This is a genomic window from Devosia indica, from assembly GCF_003056405.1.
Lineage (GTDB): Bacteria > Pseudomonadota > Alphaproteobacteria > Rhizobiales > Devosiaceae > Devosia > Devosia indica.
Genome location: NZ_PYVZ01000008.1, coordinates 113168 through 135680 on the forward strand (window position 1 = coordinate 113168; position 22513 = coordinate 135680).

Annotated in this window: 25 protein-coding genes; 10 read left to right on the forward strand and 15 right to left on the reverse strand. The window is 63.3% G+C overall.

The window, feature by feature from the left end; genetic code table 11:
• The first annotated feature begins 118 nt into the window (after window positions 1–118).
• The 3 genes from DDE76_RS09810 (at window position 119) to DDE76_RS09820 (ending at window position 2250) form a co-directional block, all read left to right on the forward strand.
• Window positions 119–868, forward strand: coding sequence for a GntR family transcriptional regulator (locus tag DDE76_RS09810; RefSeq protein ID WP_104893042.1), 750 nt, complete (start codon window positions 119–121; stop codon window positions 866–868).
• Window positions 869–886: 18 nt separating this feature from the next.
• Window positions 887–1321 (forward strand): RbsD/FucU family protein, encoded by a 435-nt coding sequence (locus DDE76_RS09815; protein WP_104893041.1) that lies wholly within the window; start codon window positions 887–889, stop codon window positions 1319–1321.
• A 77-nt stretch (window positions 1322–1398) separates the two neighbouring features.
• Window positions 1399–2250 (forward strand): fumarylacetoacetate hydrolase family protein, encoded by an 852-nt coding sequence (locus DDE76_RS09820; protein WP_104893040.1) that lies wholly within the window; start codon window positions 1399–1401, stop codon window positions 2248–2250.
• An 81-nt stretch (window positions 2251–2331) separates the two neighbouring features.
• On the opposite strand, the gene DDE76_RS09825 is transcribed toward DDE76_RS09820, so the two are convergent.
• Together DDE76_RS09825 and DDE76_RS09830 are read right to left on the reverse strand one after the other, a co-directional pair.
• The gene (locus DDE76_RS09825; RefSeq protein ID WP_104893039.1) at window positions 2332–3498 is read right to left on the reverse strand and encodes an FAD-dependent monooxygenase; all 1167 of its coding nucleotides are present in this window, start codon (window positions 3496–3498) and stop codon (window positions 2332–2334) included.
• Entirely contained in the window at window positions 3495–4070 is a 576-nt protein-coding gene (locus DDE76_RS09830) for a TetR/AcrR family transcriptional regulator (protein ID WP_158672395.1), read from the reverse strand. Before DDE76_RS09830 ends, DDE76_RS09825 begins: the two co-directional genes overlap by 4 nt.
• Window positions 4071–4227: 157 nt before the next feature.
• Between DDE76_RS09830 and DDE76_RS09835 the strand changes: the two genes are divergently transcribed.
• Window positions 4228–5814 (forward strand): L-aspartate oxidase, encoded by a 1587-nt coding sequence (locus DDE76_RS09835; RefSeq protein ID WP_104893037.1) that lies wholly within the window; start codon window positions 4228–4230, stop codon window positions 5812–5814.
• Here DDE76_RS09835 and DDE76_RS19545 read toward each other — a convergent pair whose 3' ends face one another.
• The 5 genes from DDE76_RS19545 to DDE76_RS09855 form a co-directional block, all read right to left on the reverse strand.
• Entirely contained in the window at window positions 5815–5982 is a 168-nt protein-coding gene (locus DDE76_RS19545; protein ID WP_157955741.1) for a hypothetical protein, read from the reverse strand.
• Window positions 5983–6081: 99 nt separating this feature from the next.
• Complete coding sequence (locus tag DDE76_RS09840; protein WP_104893036.1) at window positions 6082–6690, reverse strand: c-type cytochrome; 609 nt, start codon at window positions 6688–6690, stop codon at window positions 6082–6084.
• 70 nt (window positions 6691–6760) lie between these two features.
• The gene (locus DDE76_RS09845; RefSeq protein WP_104893035.1) at window positions 6761–7171 is read right to left on the reverse strand and encodes a thioredoxin family protein; all 411 of its coding nucleotides are present in this window, start codon (window positions 7169–7171) and stop codon (window positions 6761–6763) included.
• Between the two features lie 12 nt (window positions 7172–7183).
• The gene (locus tag DDE76_RS09850) at window positions 7184–7900 is read right to left on the reverse strand and encodes a cytochrome c biogenesis CcdA family protein (protein ID WP_157955742.1); all 717 of its coding nucleotides are present in this window, start codon (window positions 7898–7900) and stop codon (window positions 7184–7186) included.
• A gap of 85 nt (window positions 7901–7985) precedes the next feature.
• Entirely contained in the window at window positions 7986–8930 is a 945-nt protein-coding gene (locus tag DDE76_RS09855; RefSeq protein ID WP_104893033.1) for a carbohydrate kinase family protein, read from the reverse strand.
• Window positions 8931–9119: 189 nt separating this feature from the next.
• Between DDE76_RS09855 and DDE76_RS09860 the strand changes: the two genes are divergently transcribed.
• On the forward strand, window positions 9120–9698 hold the full coding sequence (locus DDE76_RS09860; RefSeq protein WP_104893032.1) for a TRAP transporter small permease subunit: 579 nt from the start codon (window positions 9120–9122) through the stop codon (window positions 9696–9698).
• A complete protein-coding gene (locus DDE76_RS09865; RefSeq protein WP_104893031.1) occupies window positions 9698–11086 on the forward strand; it encodes a TRAP transporter large permease in 1389 nt (462 codons plus the stop codon). The genes DDE76_RS09860 and DDE76_RS09865 overlap by 1 nt, the downstream gene beginning before the upstream one ends.
• Before the next feature lie 90 nt (window positions 11087–11176).
• Here DDE76_RS09865 and DDE76_RS09870 read toward each other — a convergent pair whose 3' ends face one another.
• Complete coding sequence (locus DDE76_RS09870) at window positions 11177–11848, reverse strand: potassium channel family protein (RefSeq protein WP_104893030.1); 672 nt, start codon at window positions 11846–11848, stop codon at window positions 11177–11179.
• A complete protein-coding gene (locus DDE76_RS09875; protein ID WP_198650882.1) occupies window positions 11841–13184 on the reverse strand; it encodes a TrkH family potassium uptake protein in 1344 nt (447 codons plus the stop codon). The genes DDE76_RS09870 and DDE76_RS09875 overlap by 8 nt, the downstream gene beginning before the upstream one ends.
• Before the next feature lie 173 nt (window positions 13185–13357).
• On the opposite strand from DDE76_RS09875, the gene DDE76_RS09880 reads away from it, so the two are divergent.
• Entirely contained in the window at window positions 13358–14068 is a 711-nt protein-coding gene (locus DDE76_RS09880) for an SDR family NAD(P)-dependent oxidoreductase (RefSeq protein WP_245891868.1), read from the forward strand.
• 8 nt (window positions 14069–14076) lie between these two features.
• On the opposite strand, the gene DDE76_RS09885 is transcribed toward DDE76_RS09880, so the two are convergent.
• Both DDE76_RS09885 and DDE76_RS09890 read right to left on the reverse strand, forming a co-directional pair.
• Complete coding sequence (locus DDE76_RS09885; protein WP_104893029.1) at window positions 14077–15699, reverse strand: ABC-F family ATP-binding cassette domain-containing protein; 1623 nt, start codon at window positions 15697–15699, stop codon at window positions 14077–14079.
• Between the two features lie 169 nt (window positions 15700–15868).
• Entirely contained in the window at window positions 15869–16972 is a 1104-nt protein-coding gene (locus DDE76_RS09890; RefSeq protein ID WP_104893028.1) for a TRAP transporter substrate-binding protein, read from the reverse strand.
• A gap of 250 nt (window positions 16973–17222) precedes the next feature.
• On the opposite strand from DDE76_RS09890, the gene DDE76_RS09895 reads away from it, so the two are divergent.
• Genes DDE76_RS09895 through DDE76_RS09905 form a run of 3 tightly spaced genes read left to right on the forward strand, consistent with a single transcriptional unit; the run spans window position 17223 to window position 18950 of the window.
• Window positions 17223–17615, forward strand: a complete 393-nt coding sequence (locus DDE76_RS09895; protein WP_104893027.1) for a COG4315 family predicted lipoprotein — start codon at window positions 17223–17225, stop codon at window positions 17613–17615.
• Between the two features lie 31 nt (window positions 17616–17646).
• Window positions 17647–18153, forward strand: a complete 507-nt coding sequence (locus tag DDE76_RS09900) for a sigma-70 family RNA polymerase sigma factor (RefSeq protein WP_104893026.1) — start codon at window positions 17647–17649, stop codon at window positions 18151–18153.
• Entirely contained in the window at window positions 18150–18950 is an 801-nt protein-coding gene (locus tag DDE76_RS09905; RefSeq protein ID WP_157955743.1) for an anti-sigma factor family protein, read from the forward strand. The genes DDE76_RS09900 and DDE76_RS09905 overlap by 4 nt, the downstream gene beginning before the upstream one ends.
• Here the strand turns inward: DDE76_RS09905 and DDE76_RS09910 are convergent.
• From DDE76_RS09910 to eda, 4 genes are all read right to left on the reverse strand, one after another.
• A complete protein-coding gene (locus tag DDE76_RS09910) occupies window positions 18947–20122 on the reverse strand; it encodes an alpha-hydroxy acid oxidase (protein ID WP_104894871.1) in 1176 nt (391 codons plus the stop codon). The genes DDE76_RS09905 and DDE76_RS09910 overlap by 4 nt on opposite strands.
• 63 nt (window positions 20123–20185) lie before the next feature.
• Window positions 20186–20866 (reverse strand): molybdate ABC transporter permease subunit, encoded by a 681-nt coding sequence (gene modB / locus DDE76_RS09915; RefSeq protein WP_104893024.1) that lies wholly within the window; start codon window positions 20864–20866, stop codon window positions 20186–20188.
• The gene (gene modA, locus DDE76_RS09920) at window positions 20866–21567 is read right to left on the reverse strand and encodes a molybdate ABC transporter substrate-binding protein (protein ID WP_245891869.1); all 702 of its coding nucleotides are present in this window, start codon (window positions 21565–21567) and stop codon (window positions 20866–20868) included. The genes modB and modA overlap by 1 nt, the downstream gene beginning before the upstream one ends.
• Window positions 21568–21680: 113 nt before the next feature.
• Window positions 21681–22316 carry a bifunctional 4-hydroxy-2-oxoglutarate aldolase/2-dehydro-3-deoxy-phosphogluconate aldolase gene (gene eda / locus DDE76_RS09925; protein WP_104893022.1) on the reverse strand — a complete coding sequence of 212 codons (636 nt, stop codon included), beginning with the start codon at window positions 22314–22316 and terminating at the stop codon, window positions 21681–21683.
• Window positions 22317–22513 lie beyond the last annotated feature (197 nt).

A 22513-nucleotide genomic window follows, 5' to 3' on the forward strand; every position in this document is an offset into this window, starting at 1 on the left:
GGGGGCCTTTGGCAGTCGGTTCTCAGCGCTTTACGCCGGCGGATATTCTCGTCAGATTGCGCCCGCAATAGAGAGGTCCGGCATTGTCATTCAAGACATCACTAACTAACATGTTAGCATGAAAACGGAAGCCAGTCCCTACCAATTTCTTGGGCAAGCAGGCGATTTCTCGCGCGGCACGGTTACGCTGGACGTGACCAATGCCCTGCGCCAGGCCATTGTCACCCTGGCTCTGCCACCCGGCACCATGCTGGACAAATCCGCCATTTGCAGCCAGTTGGGCGTCTCGCGATTCCCGGTCAGCGAAGCGCTGGCCCGGCTGGCCGATGAAGGGTTGGTCGATATCGCGCCACAGCGCGGCTCAACCGTCTCGCTGGTCAAGATTGCCGACGTCCGTGAATACATGCTCATCCGCAAGGGCCTTGAAAGCGAGGCTTTGCGCGTCCTGATCGGCAAGCACGACACCGAGGTGATCGCGGCGCTGCACGCCAATATGGCAGCCCAGCGCGATGCGGCCTCGCGCGACGACGCGGAAACCTTCCACCAGATCGATGTCGAGTTTCACGATATCATCTTCCGCTCCATGCGGTTGACCAAGGTCAAGTCGATCATCGACAAGGCCCGCGCCAATCTCGACCGCGCCCGGCGCCTGATCATCACGCCGCGCCGCCTCAACCACACCATTGCCGAGCATCAGGCGATTTTCGACGGCATTCTGGCCGCCGATGCCCCCCAGGCCATTGCCGCCATTCGTGCCCATATCGACGCGGTGATGATCGAACTGTTTGCCTTCGCCCAGGAGCAGCCTGCGCTGTTTGCCGACGGCGCCGAATTTACCACCGAAGACAACGACTTCCCCTTCGGCTAGCCGCGAGACGCCTATTCCATGCTCAAACTCATCCCTGCCCTGCTTGGCCCCGAACTGCTCTCGACCCTGCGCGCCATGGGCCATGGCGACGAAATCGTCATTGCCGACGCCAATTTCCCGGCCGAATTCCTCGGACCCATGGTCATCCGCGCCGATGGCATTTCGGCCACCGACATGCTCGACGCAGTGCTGACCCTGCTGCCGCTCGACCAGTTCGTGGAAGAAACCGCAATCGGCATGGAAGTGGTGGGCGACCCGACCGCCCGCCAGCCCATCGACGACGAGTTCGAAGCCATTATTGCCCGGCATGAGCCGGAGAAGCGCTACGCCAAGATCGAGCGCTTCGCCTTTTACGACCGCGCCAAGAAGGCGGCGGCCGTCATCCAGAGCGGCGAAACCCGGCTCTATGGCAATATCATTCTCAAGAAGGGCGTCATTCGCCCGCAAGGCTGACGGATTCGACCCTGGCCGCCCTCGACAGACTAACATGTTAGCTCTATAGGCCGACCCATCATTTGGAGGACCCCGCCATGAAACTGCTTCGCGTCGGCGCCAAGGGCGCTGAAAAGCCCGCCATTCTCGCCGCAGACGGTTCGATCCGCGATCTGACCGGGGTCGTGGCGGATATTGGTGGGGCAACGCTGCTCCCCGAGGGTCTGGCGATCATTGCCAACACGGACCTCGATTCACTGCCCACGCTCTCTTCTGACGAGCGCATCGGCCCCTGCGTGGCGAACGTTGGAAAATTCATCTGCATCGGGCTGAACTATGCCGACCATGCCGCCGAGACCGGCGCCAAGATCCCTGAAGAGCCGATTATCTTCATGAAGGCCACCAGCGCCATTATCGGTCCTAATGACGATGTCATCATTCCCAGGAATGCCATCAAGCCCGACTGGGAGGTTGAACTGGCCGTCGTCATCGGCAAGGAAGCCCGCTATGTCGATGAGGCCGATGCCATGGAGCACGTCGCCGGCTATTGCGTCTGCAATGACGTCTCCGAGCGCCATTTCCAGACCGAGCGCGGCGGCACCTGGGACAAGGGCAAGGGCGCCGATACCTTTGGCCCCATTGGGCCCTGGCTCGTCACCAAAGATGAGGTCGCCGATCCGCAGAACCTCAAGATGTGGCTCGAAGTCGATGGCAAGCGCTATCAGGACGGCTCGACAAGGACCATGATCTTCGGCGTTGCCAATGTGGTCTCCTATGTCTCCCAGTTCATGAGCCTGCAGCCGGGCGACATCATCACCACCGGCACCCCGCCGGGCGTCGGCATGGGCATCAAGCCCGAGCCGGTCTGGCTCCAGCCCGGCAATGTCATGCGCCTGGGCATCGAGGGGCTGGGCGAGCAGACCCAGAACGTCAAGGCCTACTCCGCCTGACACCATCCCTCCTCACCTCCCCCTGTTGAGGGGGAGGTAGCGGCGCCTCGCCCGCAGGGCCATAGCAAAGCCGGGTGGGGGTTATCTTAGTGAAAACCCCTTCGGGCTGACCGCAAAATAGCGCCCGATCAGCCCCGCCAGAGGCGGCCAGTTCATCACATTGACCGTCAGGTCGCGCAGCCAGACATGCCGGTTGCTTTTCGGGACGAACCAGTCGGCCATGCGCCGCCCGGCCTGCTGCTTGTCCAGCACCAATGGCCGCAACTGCGTCTCGAACCGCTCGAGCGCCGCATCGATATCGCTCTCCCCGGTCATCGCCTGCCCCAGCGCCCGGCCGCCGGCAATGGCCAGCGATGCGCCCTGCCCGGCCATCAGCGAAACGGCATGGGCCGCATCGCCAATCAGCACCACGCGCTTGTCGTGCCAGCGCGGCATGGCGATTTGTGCCACCACATCGTAATAGATCTCGCCCGGTTCAGGCATCTTCGCCAGCACCTCCGGCACCACCCAGCCCAGATCGTCAAAGGCCTGGTGCAGGATCGGCGCAGGATCACGGGGCCGCTCCTGCGTATCGGCACGCAGCACGAAAAACGCCATGATCTGGTTGGGTTCGACCTCATAGAGCCCGACCAGCCGCTCCCTGATCGCCATCATCTTGAAGTCCCCGCCCAGCGCCGCCGCGACCTTGGCACTCTCAAAGAAATAGGCGGCGGTGTGATAGCCCAATGGGCGGATGAAAGGGTCTTCGGCGCCAAAGACCAGGCTGCGTGTGTGCGAATGAATGCCATCGGCCCCCACCAGCAGGTCTGCACTAAGGACCGCACCATCCTCCAGCGTCAGCGTCACGCCATCGGCCCGGTTGTCGATTTTGGCGATGCTTGTGCCATAGCGGATCTCGACTGTCTCGGGCAGCGCATCATGCAGCGCCCGCTCGATATCGCCGCGCAGAATGGGAAACAGCTTGCCCTGCGTGGCCCGGCTGATCTGGCGATAGTCCATCGATGATCCGGTGCGGCCCTGCTGGTCGACAAAATCGATCCGCCCGACCCCACGCGCCCTGGCTTCCAGCGCGCCGATAACCCCCAGATCAGCCGCTGCCTCGAACCCCGGCCCATAAAAGTCCAGCATATAGCCGCCATCCCGCAGCCCGGTCGCCTTTTCAAGCAGTGTCACCGACCAGCCGGCGCGCTGCAGCGCCAATGCTCCAGACAATCCAGCAATACCCGCGCCCGATATGATCGCTTTCATGGCCGGGCCTCCTTGGCGCAGATCATCTCCACAAATCGCGCCCAGGCCACCGCCTGGCTTGCGGCCTGGTCGGGGAACAGATGCCGGTGCAGCGCAAGCCCGTCTCCGGTGACCAGGATCAACGCGGCCAGGGCCTGCCGATCAGCTTCTGAAACCCGGTCTGGCGCCAGCGCTGACAGGGCTGCTTCAAATTGCGCCCTGACCCGCAAGGCCATCTCGGCCAGCTTTTCCCGCAACTGCGCATCGGTCCGGGCCTTGGCCACAAAACCGAAATAGGCGCCCGACAAGGCCGGGTCGGCATCCATGCTGGCCGTCGTATCGGCACCCAGCGCCATCAGCCAGTCCGGCAGTGTCATGTCGGGCGCCGGTTGCATGCTGGGCATGGCCATGAGAAAGGCTTCGAAGGCCTCGAGCACGATGTCGTCGAGCCGGGCGAAATGATGAAACACATTGGCCTTGCTGACCCCCGCCCGCTCGGCCAGTGCCGATGCCGTCAGCGCTTCCCCGCCGCCTTCCGCCAACAGTCCGATCGCCGCCTCGACGATGTCCTGCCGCTTGTTTGTCCTGCTCATGCAATCACTCCTGCTTGTCACCAATATACTGACCGATCGATCGGTCTGCAAGTGCTTGAGGGAGTTTTTGCGGAGCGTGCGGTCTGCCGTGCCAAGGCTTAGCTTGTGGCCGGACCGCAGGAAGGCTATGGCCCTCACTCGGGAATTGGGGGACAGCATGACCATTTTCGACAATACGCTTGATGCCGATGGCGCCCTGATCGTCGGCGCCGGCCTGGCGGGCCTGTTTACCGCGCTCAAGCTGGCGCCGCGCCCGGTCACCGTGCTCTCGCCCAAGCCACTCGGCATGGGCGCGTCGTCAGCCTGGGCACAGGGTGGTGTCGCCGCGGCCATGGGCGAAGGTGACAGCCCCCATGCCCATGCCCAGGACACCGAAATGGCCGGCGCAGGCATTGTCGATCACGGCACCGCTGAAGGGGTCACCGCCGAGGCCGTGGCCCGTATTGAAGACCTTGCCCGCTGGGGCACGCCCTTCGACCGCGATGATTTCGGCAATTTCGAACTGGGCCGGGAGGCGGCCCATTCGGCCAATCGCATCGTCAAGGTCGAGGGTGATCGGGCCGGCTGGGCCATTATGCAGGCCATCATCGCCGAGGTCAGGCGCACCCCGTCCATTCGCGTCGTTGAGGGCATCACCGCCCTCAGCCTGGCCCGCGACAATGGCCGCATTGTCGGCGTCTATTGCCGGCGCCTGGGCGACCGCTACTCCGAGCCCATCTATATCCGCGCCCGCGCCACGATCCTGGCCGCTGGCGGCCTGGGCGGGCTCTATGCCGTCACCACCAATCCGCCCGGCGTGCGCGGCCACGCCATGGGCATGGCGGCTCGCGCCGGCGCCATCATCGCCGACCCCGAATTCGTCCAGTTCCATCCCACCGCCATCGCCACCGGGGCCGATCCGGCGCCACTCGCCACCGAGGCCCTGCGCGGCGAAGGGGCCATCCTGGTCAACGATCTGGGCGAGCGTTTCATGCCCGCCATCCATCCCGAAGCAGAACTGGCCCCGCGCGACATCGTTGCCCGTGCCAATTTCCGCCAGATCCAGTCCGGCCGCCGGGTGTTTCTCGACACAAGGCAAGTCCTCGGCGCCGAAATCCTCACCCGCTTCCCCACCGTTTCGAAATATTGCCACGATGCCGGCATCGACCCGGTCAATGGCATGATCCCGGTCACCCCGGCGGCCCATTTCCATATGGGCGGCGTCAAGGTGGATGAACGCGGCCGCTCGTCCCTGCCCGGCCTCTGGGTCTGCGGCGAAGCCAGTTGCACGGGCCTGCACGGCGCCAATCGCCTGGCCTCGAACTCCCTGCTTGAGGCCGTGGTGTTTGGTGCCCGCATTGCCGAGGACATTGGCGGGCTCGAGCCGGCGCGCGAACTGACCCCCTTTGACGGCATCGAATGGAACGAGGCGGAAGGCAACAGGGCCGAGGAAGTGCTACGCAACACGATCGCGGTGCAGGAGTTGCGCCGCATCATGGGCGACCTGGTGGGCGTAGAGCGCGATGAAGCAGGCCTCAGGGCCGCCCTCCGGCAGATCGCCCATCTCGAGGCGACGGCTGAGCAGGTCACCAGCGCCTTTCTCAACATGACGACCTCGGCCACGCTGGTCGCTGCGGCCGCGCTGAAGCGCACCGAAAGCCGCGGCGGCCACTTCCGTCTCGACTTCCCCGACCCCAGCGCGGAATGGGAACATCATACGGAGATGACTTTGGGCGAGGCCCTCGCGATCCGTGCCGGGGCTTGACTATTCCGCCAGCAGATAGGTCGCCAGAGCTGTCAGGTCCTCATCAGTCCAGTGCGATGTGGAATCGCTGATCACCTCGCCCATGGAGCCGCCCAGCACATCGAAACCCGGCGTGAACCCGTCCTTGAGCGTCTGCACCAGGGTTGCAACGTCATAGCCCTCCGCCACCAGCGCATCAGCGGTAATGGCCGGCGCCCGGCCTCCGGTGCCGCCGGGCGAGCCGGTCAGCGCCTTGTCCCACTCCAGCGCGCCGAGGGCATTGCGGGGTCAGTGACAGGCCACGCAATGGGCCGGCCCAAATGCGAGATACTTGCCCCGATTGTAGATTTCGGACTGCCCCTCTTCAGGCTCGAAGCGGTTGGGAGAAAAGAACAGGTTCTGCCATCCGGCCATGGCCAGACGGATATTGAACGGAAACGGGATCTGGCTTGGGGCGGCAGGCGTGGCGACCGGCTCGGTGGCCATCAAAGCGGCATAGAGATCGGCGATCTCCTGGTCGCTCATCAGCGTATAGTTTTCGTAGGGAAAGGCGGGGTAGAGGTGCCCTTCCGGGCCCATGCCATTGCTCATGGCGTCGGCAAACTCTGCCAGGGTCCAGTCGCCAATCCCGGCCTCGGGATGGGAGGTGATATTGGGCGGCACAAAGGTGCCGAACGGCGTTTCCAGCCCAAATCCGCCGGCCAGAAATCCGGTACCGGCCTGGTGGTTGGTATGGCAGGCAACGCAGCCGCCCAGCCGGATGAGATAGTCGCCGCGCGCCACATCCCCGACCAGGTCCAGCTCGCGTGCCGGCCCGGCCACCGGCTTGAGCAGAAAGGCTCCAGTGCCAACTCCGATGACCGCAACAGCGATCGCCGCCCACCACCGTTTTCTCATGCCCGTCCCCGCTGCTATCCGCTGGCCGGATCAGACCAGAACCATTTGCAGCGCGCAATCGGTGCGTCAATCAAGAGGCTGCGAGATCGAGCAGCCCGGCAATCCGGTCCTTGCGTGTTTCGGCCACCAGCCGCCCCAACTCGCTGGTGCCCCGCATCAGCACCAGGGTCGAACGGCGCGGAATGGCCAGGTTCCGGGCCAGTTCGCTATTGCCATAATTGTCCCAGTCGACCCGCAGGATGGGGATAGCCGCATAGGCCGCGCTTTCGCCCTGCAAGGCGTCGAGCACCCGTTGCTGGGCCGCGCAGGTCGGGCACCAGCTTGCATGGAAATTGATCAGATACGGCGCACCGCTGCCGGCAAGACCCTCAAGTTCGGCCCCGGTATAGTCGATGAACTCCAGCGCTCCTGCGGCACCAGCCACAAGGCTCGCAACGCTGATGCCGGCCAGCCCGGCCAATAGGTGTCGGCGTGTGATCATGCTATTTTCTCCTCAGATGCTCACGGACAGATCGACCAGCCAGGCCGGCAACACGCCCAGCGCCCAGGCTTCCAGCAAACGGTCGATACGGAAAATGATCGCCAGGCCCACCACTGCCAGGCCCACGCCCAGCGCCGTCTTGGCATGCGGCGCGAACTGCATCAGCAACGCACGGCGCCCGGATAGCGCGGCGCGGGTACCATAGGCCAGGCCCAGCACGATGCTCGCGGCACCCAGCGCGAAGAACGCCATGATTAGCCCGGCATAAAACAGGTCCTCACCCTGGGCGGCCAGCCCGATGGCGCCACCCAGCGTCGGGCCGATACAGGGTGACCAGGCCAGGCCCAAAAGTGCACCGGCCGCAGCCTCACCCCAGAGCCCGCGCCCCTCGACCTGGCCGAGCAGGCGCGTGCTGCCGCTGGCCGTAGCCCCGGCAAGGCGGGAAAATTGGGTTTGCAGGGGTGGGGTCAGCATGACCAGGCCGAAACCCAGCATGGCCCAGCCTGCCCCCAGAGCGATGACGTCCTGCGGCAGGCCCAGCGCACGGGTCAGCGCAAAGGCGCCCAATCCGGCCACGGTAAAACTCACAGCCATGCCGCCGGCCATCGCCAATGGGGCCAGCCGGTGCCGCGCCAGAGCGCTGGCGCCGATCAGCGGCAGCAAGGGCAACACGCACGGATTGATCAGCGTCAGCAGCCCCGCTGCAAATGCCAGAACCAGATCGAGCAAAGCCGCACTCCCATTCCGCTCTCGTCGAGAGACTATACGGGGGCGCCGGGCACAAAGTTACAGCATCGCGTTGAACAGCCCGTGATCAGGCCGCAAGCACCGCATTTACCTCCGCCCGGCTGGGCGGCTGGCAGCCGATCCGGCTGCAATTGATGCCTGCGACCACGGCGCCGAACCGCAGCATGGCTTGCAGTTGCGATGCATCGAGCGCGGCCAGCGCGCCTGGCTTGAGGGCACCGGCCTCCTCCAGCCAGGTCAGGATGCCGGCCATCAGGCTGTCCCCGGCACCGACCGTATCGCCAAACACTTCGGGTGCGTAGATTGGCGCGGCCGCATTGGACGCACGCGAAAACGCCCGCGAGCCTTCTTCGCCCATTGTCACCACGACCAGTTCGCAATGCGGCCGCGCAAGCAACGCGGCGGCGTGGTCCTCCACGCTCCTGCCCGGCTCGAGCCAGGCGTGATCCTCGTCCGAAAGCTTGACCAGATGCGCCTTGTCGAGAAATTGGCTCAGCCGCGCCCGGTAGCCGGCCTCGTCCGCGATCAGCTTGTCGCGCACATTGATGTCGATGGAGATTGTTGCGCCCCGCTCTGCAGCCGCATCGACGACATCGGCCCACACGACTGCGTCCTCTTCCAGGATCGGACAGAAGCCGCCGATCTGGTAGAGGTCCACCTGTTCGGGCAGCGCCGCCAGCAGGCTGTTCCGGGTAAAGGCCCGGTCGGCGCCGCGTTCAAATACATAGCTGGCCTGCATCTTGGCGTTGAAGCTGACGATTGCCCTGGTGGTCGGCGCTTCGACACGCCCCTCCAGCAGCACTGAAACCCCTGCTTCGGCCAGCGGCGCCAGCAGCACATCGCCATATTCGTCCTGGCTGATCGGGCACAGAAACCCGGTCTGGTTGCCCAGCTTGGACAGGGCAATGGCACAGTTGAACGGTGATCCGCCCGCATGCGCCACCCGCTCCGCGCCCGGCTCGGCCGAGACCGGCACCAGATCGATCAGGCTTTCGCCACCGACAACGAACATGCATTCCTCCCAAGCACAGGCATTGGGCCGCTGCTTACCACTTTCGTATCAGATGTCACCAGCCAGATACGGCAAACTCCCGCATTTCCGCCACAATCACGTTGACCCACCGAACGGATAATGCTCAATCGGTTCCGGGAATAAGCGCGGAACAGCGCGGCTTTTTGAACTCTGGGGAGGCGCATTCACATGCAAGCGCTCGCCGTGCTGGTCCGGATGATCAGCGCCATCAATTGGCTTGTGGGGCAGATATTGTCCTGGCTGGCCTTGGCCTGCGTGCTGGTGTGCTTCACCGTGGTCGTGCAGCGCTATGTGTTCAACACCTCGACCCTGTGGATGCAGGACCTCTATGTCTGGCTCGGCGGCGCCATGTTCACCGGCGTGGCCGGCTTTGCCTTGCTGCGCAACGACCATGTGCGGGTTGATGTGTTCTACCGTCCCGCTTCAGTCCGCCGCAAAGCCATTGCCGATCTGATCGGCGTGCTGCTGTTCCTGCTCCCCTATGTCTATGTCGTCTGGACCTACACCTTTACCGCCGTCGCCCGCTCCTGGGGCTTTATGGAAGGTTCGGCCAACATTGGCGGCATGCCTGGCCTGTTTGTCCTGAAAAGCTTCATCCTGCTCTTTGCCATTCTGGTCGGCCTGCAGGGCCTGGCCATGGCTGCCCGCGCCATTCTGGTGCTGGCCGGCAAGGAAGAGCTCCTGCCCCAGCATCTGCGCTATGAGCAGCAGAACGATGACACCCCACATACTGGAGAGATCGCCTGATGGATCCCGTGCTGCTTGGCGAGATCCTTTCCGCCATCATGTTCTTTGGTGTCATCGGCGTGCTCATGCTGGGCTTTCCGGTGGCCTTCTCGCTGGCCGGCACCGCGCTGATCTTCGGCCTGGTCGGCTGGTGGCTGGGCGTCTATGACCCCTCCAACTATGGCTCGCTGGCCGGGCGCTATATCGGGCTGATGACCAATGAAGTGCTGGTCGCCGTGCCGCTCTTCATCTTCATGGGTGTCGTGCTCGAACGCTCCGGTATTGCCGAACAGCTCCTGCTCACCATGGGCAAGCTCTTTGGCAATCTGCGCGGCGGGCTGGGCCTGTCGGTCATCGTCGTGGGCGCGCTCCTGGCCGCCTCTACCGGCGTCGTCGGCGCCACCGTCGTCACCATGGGCCTGATTTCCCTGCCTGCCATGCTACGCGCTGGCTATGACCCGAAACTGGCCACCGGCGTCATCTGCGCCTCTGGCACGCTGGGGCAGATCATTCCGCCCTCTACCGTACTCATCTTCATGGGCGACATGCTGGCCGGCATCAATTCCCAGGTGCAGATGGAAAAGGGCAATTTCGCCCCCGAGCCGGTCTCGGTCGGTGCGCTGTTTGCCGGCGCCATCCTGCCCGGTCTGCTGCTGGTTGGACTCTACGCCGCCTACATGATTTTCAAGGCCATCACCGATCCCAAGTCCTGCCCCGCAACCCCGGTTCCCGAGGATGAAAAAGCCGGGCTGATGCGCGAAGTCTTCGTCGCCCTGGTACCGCCGCTGCTGCTCATCGTGGCCGTGCTCGGCTCGATCCTGGGCGGCATCGCCACACCCACCGAGGCCGCCTCGGTTGGCTCGGTCGGCGCCATGCTGCTGGCCGTGCTGCGCCGCCGCATCGATTTCTCCATTTTGCGTCAGGCGGTGATCTCCACCGCCACCATCACCTCGATGGTGTTCATCATCCTGTTTGGTGCGGCGGTGTTTTCCATCGTCTTCCGCATGATGGGCGGCGACAATCTGGTGCACGAATTCCTCTCCTCCATGCCCGGCGGTGCCATCGGCGCCATGATCATTGTCATGCTGATCATGTTCCTGCTCGGCTTCATCCTCGACACGTTCGAGATCATCTTCATCGTCATCCCGATCACCGCACCGGTGCTGCTGGCGCTCGATGTCGATCCGATCTGGCTTGGCGTCATGGTGGGCGTCAATTTGCAGACCAGCTTCCTCACCCCGCCCTTCGGCTTCGCCCTTTTCTACCTGCGCGGCGTCGCCTCCAATGCGGTCTCGACCGGCGCCATCTACCGCGGCGCGGTCCCCTTCGTGATCCTGCAACTGATCGGCATCGCCCTGCTCTTCACCTTCCCCCAGCTCATCACCTGGCTGCCGGATCTGCTTTACTAGCGCGCTGCGCTCGATAAGCGGGAACAATGAAACAGCACGGCCCGGATAGTTTCCCATCCGGGCCGTCCCATATCGTCAATCGCCAGTGTATCAGGTCCGCGAGGCGAAGCGCTCGACCCGCTCGGTCTCGCCCAGGACGATGAGCAGGTCGTCCTTCTGCACCACCGTGCTTGCCTGCGCATAGGTGAAGGTCTCGCCCGGGCGCTTGATGCCCACCACTGTGACACCATGCGCTTGGCGGATCTGTGCCTGCTCCAGGGTCTGGCCGATAATGTCGGAGGGCGCACGCGTCTTGACCATGGCGAAATCATTGTCGAGATCGACAAAGTCCATCATTTTGCCGGTGAGGATGTGCGCCACCATCTGCCCCATCCGCGCCTCAGGATAGACCACGTTCTTGATGCCGATGCTCTTGAGTATCTTGCCATGGCGTTCATTTGTCGCCTTGGCCCAGATGGTCGGCACGCCGGCCTCGATAACCGCCAGGGCGGTCAGAATACTGGCCTCCAGATCGGAGCCGATGGCAACGACCACCGTCTTGAACTCGGCTATGCCCAATTGCCGCAGAGCTTCGGGGTTCGCGCAGTCCGCCTGCAGCACATGGGTGAGGCGGCTGGCGGCGTCCTGGACGCGTCCAGCATCCTCATCGACGCCGAGCACTTCATGTCCCATGCGGATCAGTGCGGATGCAACCGAATTGCCGAACCGTCCCAGGCCGATGACCAGAACGGTCTCGGCCTTTCCGAATGAATGTCTAGCCAACGATAACTCGCTCCTCTGGATAGCGGAAAGCGTTACGGCCGCGACCAATGGCCAGGGCCGTCGCAATGGTGATAGTACCCACCCTGCCCACAAACATCAGCACGATCAGCACCAGTTCTGCCAACGGCGGCAATTGGCCGGTGATGCCGGTGGAAAGACCCACCGTGGCAAAGGCAGAGATTGTTTCAAACAGCACATCGGTCAGCGAATGTTCCGTCACGGACAATATGGTCATCGTGCCCAGCGCTATCAGCGACAGCGACAGCAATACCACGGTGAGGGCCTGCCGCTCGATCGGCGTTCCGATGCTGCGTCCGAACATGGCTGCCTCGCGTTCGCCCTTTGCCTCTGACCACACCACGATACCCAGGATGAAGAAGGTCGTGACCTTGATACCACCGGCGGTACCGGCGCTGCCGCCACCGATGAACATCAACACATAGGTCACCGCCAGCGTTTCGTCGGACAGCGCGCTCGTGTCGAGCGCGTTGAACCCGGTCGTGCGCGTGGTCACCGATTGAAAAGCGCTGTTGAGCAGCTTGTCGGCAATGCCCATGGGCCCCAGCGTTGCCGGGTTTTGCCACTCGACCAGCAACACCGTGACAAAGCCGACGAACAACAGGATCGCCGTGCCCCAAAGCGTGATCTTGCTGTGGAGCGTCCAGTTCTGCGGGCCGGCCCTCTTGCGCCCCAGCCGATGGCGCATTTCATGGATCACCGGAAAACCAAGCGAGCTGAATATGATGGCAACCATGATCGGCAACAGGATCAGCCAATCTTTCTGGAAGCCCATCAGGCTGTCCGAATAGGTCGAAAAACCCGCATTGTTGAAGGCAGAGACGGCGTGGAACAGCCCGTGCCAGGCAGCCGATCCCCAGTCATGGCCATAAAAGAAATGCAGGCGCAGTGTCAGCATCAGGGTCAGCAAGCCTTCGACCACGACCGTGACCAGCAGGATCAGGCGCAGCACGCTGCCCCCATCGGACATGTCGAAATGGCTGCGTTCCGTCTGGGTCCGCAGGCGGTCGCTCAGCCGAAAACCCCGGCCGGCCAGCAGGCCAAGCAGGGTAGCTGCGGCCATGATGCCGAAACCACCGATCTGGAACAGGACAAGGATTACCCCCTGCCCAAACGAAGACCAGTAAACGGGGGTGTCCACCACGATCAGGCCGGTCACGCAGACCGCCGAAGTCGCCGTGAACAGCGCTGTCAGGAAGGGCGTAAACTCCCCTTCCGTGCGGGCGATGGGCAGCATCAGAAGGATGGTGCCCAGCGTGATGGCAAACAGGAATGCCAGCGGCACCAGCCTGGTGGGATGCGTCAGTTGACCAGTCACAGTTTCACTTTCGAACGTCAAACGCGTCGGCGCCGGGGTTGTCTGCCTGTCCTGCCCAAATGACAACCCCTATCAGGCACATCAGCTCTGCATTGAGCGCGTGCCTGTGACGAGGGCCGCGTGCCGTGAACCAATGCGCACCTCACATCGTAAGTTGGTTAAGAGGTATGGCAATGCACAATATGAACTCATTTCCACCCGCTGGAATTGCTGTCGTCATTGGCGCCAGCGGCGGCCTTGGCAGTGCGCTGTTCCGGCCCCTGGCGCGATCCTCGCGGTTTGGTCAGGTGGTTGGACTTTCGCGCAGCGCCGGCAGTATCGACCTGACAAACGAACAGTCCATCGCCACCGCGGCGGCAGCCATCAAGGCCATCGATATGCCCCTGCGGCTTGTCCTGGTGGCAACGGGGCTTCTGCATGATGACCAGTTGCAGCCCGAAAAGAGCTGGCGTCACCTCGATGCGGACCGGCTGGCCCGCAGCTTTGCCGTCAATGCCACCGGACCTGCCCTTATCGCCAAGCACTTCCTGCCGCTCCTGCCGCGCGAGGGCAAGGCGGTCTTTGCTGCCATCTCCGCCAAGGTCGGCAGCATCGGCGACAATCACTTAGGTGGCTGGTATGGTTACCGTGCAGCCAAGGCGGCGCTGAACCAATTGATCCACACTGCCGCCATCGAACTGCAACGCACCCGCCCCGATGCCTTCTGTGTGACGCTGCATCCGGGGACGGTCGCCACGCCGCTCTCGGCACCCTTCACAGCCTCCGGCCATGACCCCGTAACGGCAGAATTCGCGGCCGCACGGCTACTCGGGGTCATCGACAATCTGCGCGCCGCGGACAATGGCCGCATGCTCGACCACACCGGCCAGCCATTGCCCTGGTAGAATCTGGCCTAGCCACGCAGACCCGGCGCTTCCTGCCCGGTGGCTTGCACATATTCGCTATAACCCCCGCCATAGGCATGGACGCCTTCCGGCGTCAGCTCCAGCACGCGATTGGAGAGGGCGGCGAGGAAATGCCGGTCGTGGCTGACGAACAGCATGGTGCCCTCGAAGTTCGACAGCGCCTCGATCAGCATCTGCTTGGTCTGGATGTCGAGATGGTTGGTCGGCTCGTCCAGCACCAGGAAATTGGGCGGATCGAACAGGATCAACGCCATGGCCAGCCGCGCTTTCTCTCCGCCTGAAAGCACGCGGCACTTCTTTTCGATATCGTCCCCGGAAAAGCCGAAACATCCGGCCAGCGCGCGCAGGGGCGCCTGCCCCGCTTGCGGAAAGGCGGCCTCCAGCGTCTGGAAAATCGTCATATCGCCATCAATGACATCCATGGCGTGCTGCGCGAAATAGCCCAGCTTGACGCTCGGTCCGCGTGACACTGATCCCGCATCGGGCTCGGCGGCCCCGGTGACCAGCTTGAGCAAGGTCGATTTGCCCGCGCCATTGACCCCCAGAATGCACCAGCGCTCGCGCCGCCGCACATGGAAATCCAGCCCGTCATAGATCGAGCGGCTGCCATAGGCCTTCTTCACCTTCTCGATGCGCACGATATCCTCGCCCGAGCGCGGCGCCGGGCGGAACTCGAAGGTCACGGTCTGCCGCCGCTTGGGCGGCTCGACCCGGTCGATCTTGTCGAGTTTCTTCACCCGGCTCTGCACCTGCGCGGCATGGCTGGCGCGCGCCTTGAACCGCTCGATAAAGGCGATTTCCTTGGCCAGCATGGCCTGCTGCCGCTCGAACTGGGCCTGCTGGTTGCGGTCGGCAATCTCGCGCTGACCCTGGTAGAAATCATAGTCGCCGCTATAGCTGGTCAAGACCCCGGCATCGATCTCGATGATCTTGTTGACGATCCGGTTCATGAAGGCCCGGTCGTGCGAGGTCATCAACAGTGCACCACTATAGTTGGTGAGGAAATTTTCCAGCCAGATCAGGCTTTCAAGATCGAGATGGTTGCTCGGCTCATCGAGCAGAAGCACATCGGGCTTCATCAGCAGGATCCGCGCCAGCGCCACGCGCATCTTCCAGCCGCCGGAGAGCGCCCCGACATCGCCCTCCATCATCTCGGCGGAAAACCCCAGCCCGGCCAGCACGTCACGCGCCCGCCCGTCCAGCGAATAGCCGTCCAGCTCCTGGAACCGCCCCTGCACTTCGCCATAGCGCTCGATAATGGCGTCCATCGCATCGGCCTTGTCCGGGTCGGCCATGTCGGCTTCCAGCACCGCCATTTCGGCCATCAAGTCGCTGACCGGCCCGGCCCCGTCCATCACGGCGCTGACCACCGATTGCCCGCTCATCTCGCCCACATCCTGGCTGAAATAACCAATGGAGGTGCCCCGATCGACCGACACCTGCCCTTCATCGGGCGGCTCTTCGCCGGTAATCATCCGGAACAGCGTGGTCTTGCCCGCCCCGTTCGGCCCGACGAGCCCGATCTTCTCCCCCTTCTGCAGCGCGGCGGAAGCTTCGATGAAGATAATCTGCTTGCCGTTCTGCTTGGAGATATTGTCGAGTTTGATCATGGGAAGGCCTGGGATGCGCGGCGCCTTGACGCCGAAGAAAACGAAGCGCTCCTAAAGCATCCCCGACCGCTCCGGGCAAGGGACCTGGCCGGTCACCTGCCATGCCCAAACAGAAAACCCCGCTGCGGGCGCAGCGGGGTCTTGATTTGGCTGCCGAAGCGGGCCGCGACTATTCGTACTTGATGTACTTTTCGCGGGCCACCAGGAACGGCATATCGGTGCCTTCGGTGCGGGCACGCAGCAGGTTGAAAGCGGAGATGAAGCTCTCGGCCGTTTCCTTGGTCAGCGCATCGCCGCCTTCGCGGATCTCCGAGATCAGCTCCATCGACGCAGTCGCGCCGGCTTCGATGATTTCCTCGGGGAACTGACGCACATTGACGCCATGTTCGTTGACCAGGGCCTGCAGTGCGCGCGGGTCATTGGCATACATATCCGAGGACACATCGTCGTAGGAGGCCTGGGCCGCAATGCGGACGATCTCCTGCAGGTCTTCGGGCAGCTCGGCCATCTTGGCCTTGTCGACCACGATTTCGGTGGCCAGGCCCGGCTCGACGAAGCTGGGGAAGTAATAGTTCTTGGCAACCTGGTGGAAGCCGAGTGCCAGATCGTTATAGGGGCCAACGAATTCGGCGGCATCCAGCGTGCCGGACTGCAGCGCGGCAAAAATTTCGCCCGCGGCAAGATTGGTCACCGAAGCGCCCAGCTTGGCCCAGACCTGACCACCCAGGCCCGGCGTACGGAAACGCAGGCCCTGCACATCGGCAACGCCGGTCAGCTCGTTCTTGAACCAGCCACCCGCCTGGGTGCCGGTGTCGCCCGAAAGGAAACCCTGCAGGCCGAACTGGTCATAGATCTTGTCCCAGATTTCCTGGCCGCCCAGATAGCGCACCCAGGCACCCAGCTCACGGTTGGTCATGCCGAAGGGCACGCCGGTAAAGAACGACAGCGCCTGGCTCTTGTTCTGCCAATAGTAGGCAGCGCCATGGCTCATCTCGGCCGAACCGTCGATCACCGCGTCCAGCGCCTGCAGGCCGGGGACCATTTCACCGGCGGCGAACACCTGGACGGTCAGACGGCCGCCGGAAGCCTTGGTGATGCGGTCGGCCAGCTTCTGCGCGCCAACGCCCAGGCCCGGGAAATTCTTGGGCCATGTCGTGACCATGCGCCAGGTGATATTGCCCTGGGCAATGGCTGGCGTCGCCAGCGTCGTGGCCGCTGCCGCAGCGCCGATGGTGGCGACCGAAGCCTGCTTGAAGAATTCGCGTCTTTTCATGGGTGTCCTCCCGATAGACTGACAAAGATTATTGTTTCACCGCGCCGCTGAGCCAGCCGCGCCGTGCTTGGGCGCTAACAAATCAATCCGCGCTCATTCTGTCCAGCAGCTTGTTGTCCGATATAGCGAATTCCGGGTAGCGCCCCACCATGCGAAAAAATCTCGAGCGTCAGGGATTAAAGATCGTGCGCCGGTGTTTGTGCTCTTAGCGGACCCGCAATTGCGGTCCGCCAACAGGAGGGATGATCCCATGCATTTCCGTTCGCTTCTTGCCGGTGCCACAGCGCTGGCCTTGCTCGCAACCCCGGCAATGGCCGCCGAATATCTCGGCGGCACGGTCATGTCGACCGACATTGGCGGCCAGATGGTCTTGACCGATGCCAATGGCATGACGCTCTACATTTTCGACAATGACGAGCCAGGCGTCACCAATTGCTATGACACCTGTGCCGAGCGCTGGCCCCCGCTTTTTGCTGATGATACCGCGATGGCCGAAGGCGATTTTTCCATCGTCGAACGCACCGATGGCAGCAAGATGTGGGCCTATAAGGACATGCCGCTCTACTACTGGGTCAATGACATGGCCCCCGGCGACACCACGGGTGACGGCGTCGGCGGCGTCTGGCATCTTGCCATCGAGTAAATAGAGCGGTTCCGCTCAGGATATCTTTGGCGTGGTCGATTTTCTCGATGAGCTCGAAGCCTGCGTACCGGCCCTGCGCCGCTATGCCCGCGCGCTCACGCGCAATATCGACCATGCCGATGACCTGGTGCAGGACTGCCTGGAGCGTGCCATTTCCCGCCGGGGCCTGTTTCGCCCCAGCGGCCCCATGCGCCCTTGGCTTTTTACCATTCTTGTCAATCTGCACCGCAATGCGCGCCGCAGCGAGCAACGCCGCGGCCCGCATCTGGACGCCGACAGCCTGCCCGATCTGGGCACGCCGGCGCCGCAACACAGCCATCTGGCGCTGGCCGAGCTTTCCCGCGCCATTGATGGCCTGCCACTCGAACAGAAGGAAACGCTGCTGCTGGTTACCCTCGAAGGCATGGCCTATGCCGAGGCCGCAAGCATTCTCGATATTCCGCTGGGCACGCTGATGAGCCGGCTGGGCCGCGCCCGCGCCAATCTGCGCCTGTCAACCGGCGAGGCCCAGGAACCGCATCTGAGGTCGGTCAAATGATGGACGTCACCCGCGATACGCTGATGGCCTATCTCGACGGCCAGCTTGATGGCGATGCCAGCGCCGCCGTTGATGCCTGGCTGGCCGACAATCCCGATGCCGCCATCGAGCTGGCCCAATTGCAGCGGCAGAACGAAGCCATCAACACCCTGTTTGGCCCGGTGGCGAGCGAACCGGTGCCGCCCCGCCTCAATCCCCATCGCCTGGCGCTGGCGCAATCCCGGCGCCGCTGGCAGGGTGCAGCGCGCGCCGCCATGATTGTGGGCGTATTGGGCATCGGCATTGCCGCCGGCTGGCTGCTGCGCCCGGTCACCGACACGCCCGCGCTCCATAATCGCCTGATTGCCGACGCGGTCAGCGCGCACACGGTCTTTGTCGCCGAAAACCGCCATGCCGTCGAAGTGGCCGGAACCGAAACAGACCACCTGACAAGCTGGCTCTCCAATCGTCTGGGCACCGGGCTCGCCATGCCCGACCTGGCCACCGCTGGTCTCAGTTTTCTAGGTGGCCGCCTGCTGCCTGCCCCCGCCATTCCCGGCGGCCGCGCGGCGCAATTGATGTACGAGGATAGCGCTGGCGAGCGGGTCACGCTCTACATCACCCCCAGTGCCGGCATTGATGGTCCCAATCTCGAACTGGTGCGCCTGGGCAGCGACAACGCGCTGTACTGGGCCAGTGCCACCATCACCTGCACTATTGTCGGTCCGCAATCCGCCGAGACCCTGCAGGCCCTCGCCGACAGCGTCTTCGCGCAATTGACCCCTGCAGCCACGGCACCGGCCTATCGCGAACTCTAGCTGCGCGGCGCTGGTGCGTTGCGCGGCGGAATATCGTTCGAGTATATGTTGTGCAGCCCGACATTGAGTATGTCGCGCTCGCCGCATAGCGCCATGGTGGTGTCGAGTTCCTTGCGGATGATCTCGAGCACGCGGGTCACACCCGCTTCGCCGCCTGCTCCAAGGCCATACAGCATGGGCCGGCCGATAAAGGTTGATTTCGCCCCATAGGCCAGCGCCTTGATCACGTCCTGACCCGACCGGATGCCGCTATCGAGATAAACCTCGGTCCTGTTGCCGACACGATCCACGATCTCCGGCAGCACGCGAATGGTCGAGGGCGCTCCATCGAGCTGGCGGCCACCGTGATTGGAGACCACGACAGCATCGGCGCCATTGTCTACCGCCGCCTGCGCATCATCGGCATCCAGCACACCCTTGACGATCACCGGACCGCCGAAGCGCTCCTTGATCCATTTGACATCGCCCCAGTTGAGCGTTGGATCGAACTGGCTGGCGGTCCAGGCCGAAAGCGAGGCCAGGTCATGGTCACCGCCCACATGCCCCACAATATTGCGGAAGGTATGCCGCCTGGTGCCCAGCATGCGCAGGCACCACAGCGGATGCTGCATCATCTGCCAGATCGAATAGGGCGTGAACTTGGGCGGCGTGGCCAGCCCGTTCTTGATGTCCCTGTGCCGCTGCCCCAGGATCTGCAAATCCATGGTCAGCACCAGCGCCGAGCACTTGGCGGCCTTGGCGCGGTCGATCAACCGGTTGATGAAATCACGGTCGCGCATGACATAGAGCTGAAACCAGAACGGCGCGCTGGTGTTTTCGGCAACGTCCTCGATCGAGCAAACGCTCATGGTCGAAAGCGAAAATGGAATGCCGAATTTTTCGGCCGCCCTGGCTGCCTTGATCTCGCCATCGGCGGTCTGCATGCCGCCCGTTGCCGCTGGAGCAATCGCCACCGGCATGGCGATGTCCTGCCCCAGCATCTTGACCTTGAGATTGCGCCCCTCAAGGTTCACTGCCACCTTCTGGTTGAGCTTGATCTTGCCAAAATCGCTCTCGTTCTCGCGATAGGTCCCTTCGGTATAGGACCCGCTATCGGCATATTCGAAGAACATCTTGGGCACACGCCGATGCGCCAGCCGCTTCATTTCATCAACGGTAAGGACCTTGTCCATGGCGGTCATGGCGCATCTATCTCCGGCTGTTTGCGCCTGCCCTAACAACTAACATGTTAGCAGTCAATGGAGCCGATTGTCCTTCCCCCGCCCCACCACCAGGGTCGAAAAAATCGTCACGAACCCGAACATCACCATGGCGCCGGCCAGCACATGCGCCTTGTCCCATTCGAGCCGCTCGACAAAGTCGTAAATGGCAATGGAGAGCACCTTGGTCTGGCCTGGAATATTGCCACCGATCATCAGCACCACGCCGAACTCGCCCATCGTGTGGGCAAAGGCCATGATGGCGCCCACCAGATAGCCCGGGCGCGCCAGAGGCAAAGCGATACGGAAAAACCGCTGCGAGCGGGAGGCGCCCAGCGTATCGGCCACTTCGAGCACTTCGGTTTCGATGGCGGCAAAGGCGTTGCGCAGCGGCTGCACCATGAAGGGCAGCGAGGCGATCACCGAGCCGATCACCAGCCCCGCAAAGGAAAAGGCCAGCGTCCGCGCACCCCACAAGCCCGCCAGCCAGCCGCCCGGCCCGCTCGGCCCCAGCGCCAGCAACAAATAGAATCCCAAGACCGTCGGCGGCAGCACCAGCGGCAGCGTCACCAGCGCGCCCACCATCTCGCGCCCCCGGCCCCGACCATGCGCCAGCCACCAGGCAATAGGGGTCGCAACCACGATCAGGATCACCGTGACGCAAAGCGCCAGCGCCAATGTCAGAAGGATCGGTGAGAGCAGTGGGGTAAGGTCCATCAGGGGACAGAATATCCCGCCGCCTCGATCACCGCCACCGCCGCATCACGCCTCAAAAAGTCCAGAAAAGCCAGCGCTGCCGCGTTGTCCGCGCCATAGCTGAGCAGCACCGCCCCCTGCGCGATAGGCTGGTGCAAGTCGGCCGGCACGAGCCAGACACTGTCCTTGCCCAGCACCTGGCTGGCCGCAACAAGTCCCAGCTCGGCATTGCCGCTGTCGACAAATTGCAGCGTCTGCGAGATGTTCGCGCCGGTGACCAGCTTTGCTGCTATGGCGTCATAAAGCCCCAGCGCCTGCAGCGTTTCTACCGCCGCCTGCCCATAGGGCGCCGCATCCGGTTCCGCGATGGCGATTCTGGAGAAGTCGCCGGACGGAAGCTTTTGCTTGGCGTCGAGACCGGGCGCATAGAGTGCCAGCCGCCCCTCGGCATAGATGAAGAACGAGCCTGCGACCGCCAACCCCTCGGCAATCGCCCGTTCCGGTCGCGCCGTATCCGCCGCCAGGAACACATCAAACGGCGCCGCCTGGCTGATCTGCGCATAAAGCTGCCCGGTCGCGCCAAAGCTCAGCACCACTTCATGCCCGCTTTCAGCCTTGAAAACCGCCGCCAGTTGCTCCGCCACCGACGTAAAATTAGCCGCAACCGCTACATTGACGGTTTCAGCCCCGGCGGGGACCACGCCACCCGATAGCGTGAGCAAAGCAAGAAATGCGATACTAGGGACATTTGTCTTGGTGCTCCGCGCCACCGCTACCACCGGCTCAGCACCCTCCCCCTTGCGGGGAGGTCGGGTGGGGGACCCTGGCAAGGAGACTACCCCCTCAGCGCGCTGGCTTCCTTCGCCAGCGCCTCGATCCGCGCAAAATCGCCATTCGCCAGCGCGTCCGCCGGCATGATCCAGGAGCCCCCCACGCAGATCACATTGGGCAGCGCCAGATAGGTCTTGGCCTTGGCCGGGTCGATACCGCCGGTGGGGCAAAAGGTGATGTCGGGCAATGGCGAGGCAAAGGCCTTGAGCACCGGTGCACCGCCCAGCGCTTCAGCCGGAAAGAATTTGAGGAAGCTGTAGCCGCGCTCGGCCGCCGTCATCGCCTCGGTCGGGGTGCCGATGCCCGGCAGCAGCGGAATGGCCACGTCCTCGGCCGCATCGAGCAGGCGCGGCGAGGCGCCCGGCGACACCATGAAGCGGCAGCCGGCATCCACCGACTGTTTCATATGTGCCGCATTGCGCACCGTGCCCGAGCCAACGATAGCCCCGCTCACCTTGGCCATTTCTTCCATTACCTTGAGCGCATTGGGTGTGCGCAGCGTCACTTCCAGCACCGGCAATCCGCCAGCCACCAGCGCCTCGGCCAGCGGTCGCGCCTGGGCCACGTCATCGAGAATGATGACCGGCACGACCGGGGCAAGCGATAGAATGGAGCGGATGGCGTTGGCGTCCTGCGGCATGGCTTTGATCTCTTGGTGGGAAGAAGCTGGTTTTGAGGGTTAGGCGGATGGTGAATTTCCTGCAAGAGCGTTCATTGAAATGAAAGTCAAAAATACCTAGGTTCCGCCACGGCGCGACGAGACGCGCTATCAACTGTCGGTCCTTGGACAGCGCCGGCGCGGCCCTCGCGTCTGGCAAAGCCCCGATGGTGAGACCG

Excerpts from the sequence above, each read along its gene's own strand:
- DDE76_RS09830 (WP_158672395.1), bottom strand. The coding sequence starts at position 4,070 with ATGAGCAGGACAAACAAGCGGCAGGACATCGTCGAGGCGGCGATCGGA.
- DDE76_RS09810 (WP_104893042.1), top strand. The coding sequence starts at position 119 with ATGAAAACGGAAGCCAGTCCCTACCAATTTCTTGGGCAAGCAGGCGAT.
- DDE76_RS09815 (WP_104893041.1), top strand. The coding sequence starts at position 887 with ATGCTCAAACTCATCCCTGCCCTGCTTGGCCCCGAACTGCTCTCGACC.
- DDE76_RS09855 (WP_104893033.1), bottom strand. The coding sequence starts at position 8,930 with ATGTTCGTTGTCGGTGGCGAAAGCCTGATCGATCTGGTGCCGGTCTCG.
- DDE76_RS09840 (WP_104893036.1), bottom strand. The coding sequence starts at position 6,690 with ATGAGAAAACGGTGGTGGGCGGCGATCGCTGTTGCGGTCATCGGAGTT.
- DDE76_RS09835 (WP_104893037.1), top strand. The coding sequence starts at position 4,228 with ATGACCATTTTCGACAATACGCTTGATGCCGATGGCGCCCTGATCGTC.
- DDE76_RS09890 (WP_104893028.1), bottom strand. The coding sequence starts at position 16,972 with ATGAAAAGACGCGAATTCTTCAAGCAGGCTTCGGTCGCCACCATCGGC.
- DDE76_RS09865 (WP_104893031.1), top strand. The coding sequence starts at position 9,698 with ATGGATCCCGTGCTGCTTGGCGAGATCCTTTCCGCCATCATGTTCTTT.
- DDE76_RS09880 (WP_245891868.1), top strand. The coding sequence starts at position 13,358 with ATGCACAATATGAACTCATTTCCACCCGCTGGAATTGCTGTCGTCATT.
- DDE76_RS09825 (WP_104893039.1), bottom strand. The coding sequence starts at position 3,498 with ATGAAAGCGATCATATCGGGCGCGGGTATTGCTGGATTGTCTGGAGCA.
- DDE76_RS09895 (WP_104893027.1), top strand. The coding sequence starts at position 17,223 with ATGCATTTCCGTTCGCTTCTTGCCGGTGCCACAGCGCTGGCCTTGCTC.
- modB (WP_104893024.1), bottom strand. The coding sequence starts at position 20,866 with ATGGACCTTACCCCACTGCTCTCACCGATCCTTCTGACATTGGCGCTG.
- DDE76_RS09860 (WP_104893032.1), top strand. The coding sequence starts at position 9,120 with ATGCAAGCGCTCGCCGTGCTGGTCCGGATGATCAGCGCCATCAATTGG.
- eda (WP_104893022.1), bottom strand. The coding sequence starts at position 22,316 with ATGCCGCAGGACGCCAACGCCATCCGCTCCATTCTATCGCTTGCCCCG.
- DDE76_RS09885 (WP_104893029.1), bottom strand. The coding sequence starts at position 15,699 with ATGATCAAACTCGACAATATCTCCAAGCAGAACGGCAAGCAGATTATC.
- DDE76_RS09845 (WP_104893035.1), bottom strand. The coding sequence starts at position 7,171 with ATGATCACACGCCGACACCTATTGGCCGGGCTGGCCGGCATCAGCGTT.
- DDE76_RS09820 (WP_104893040.1), top strand. The coding sequence starts at position 1,399 with ATGAAACTGCTTCGCGTCGGCGCCAAGGGCGCTGAAAAGCCCGCCATT.
- DDE76_RS09910 (WP_104894871.1), bottom strand. The coding sequence starts at position 20,122 with ATGGACAAGGTCCTTACCGTTGATGAAATGAAGCGGCTGGCGCATCGG.
- DDE76_RS09905 (WP_157955743.1), top strand. The coding sequence starts at position 18,150 with ATGATGGACGTCACCCGCGATACGCTGATGGCCTATCTCGACGGCCAG.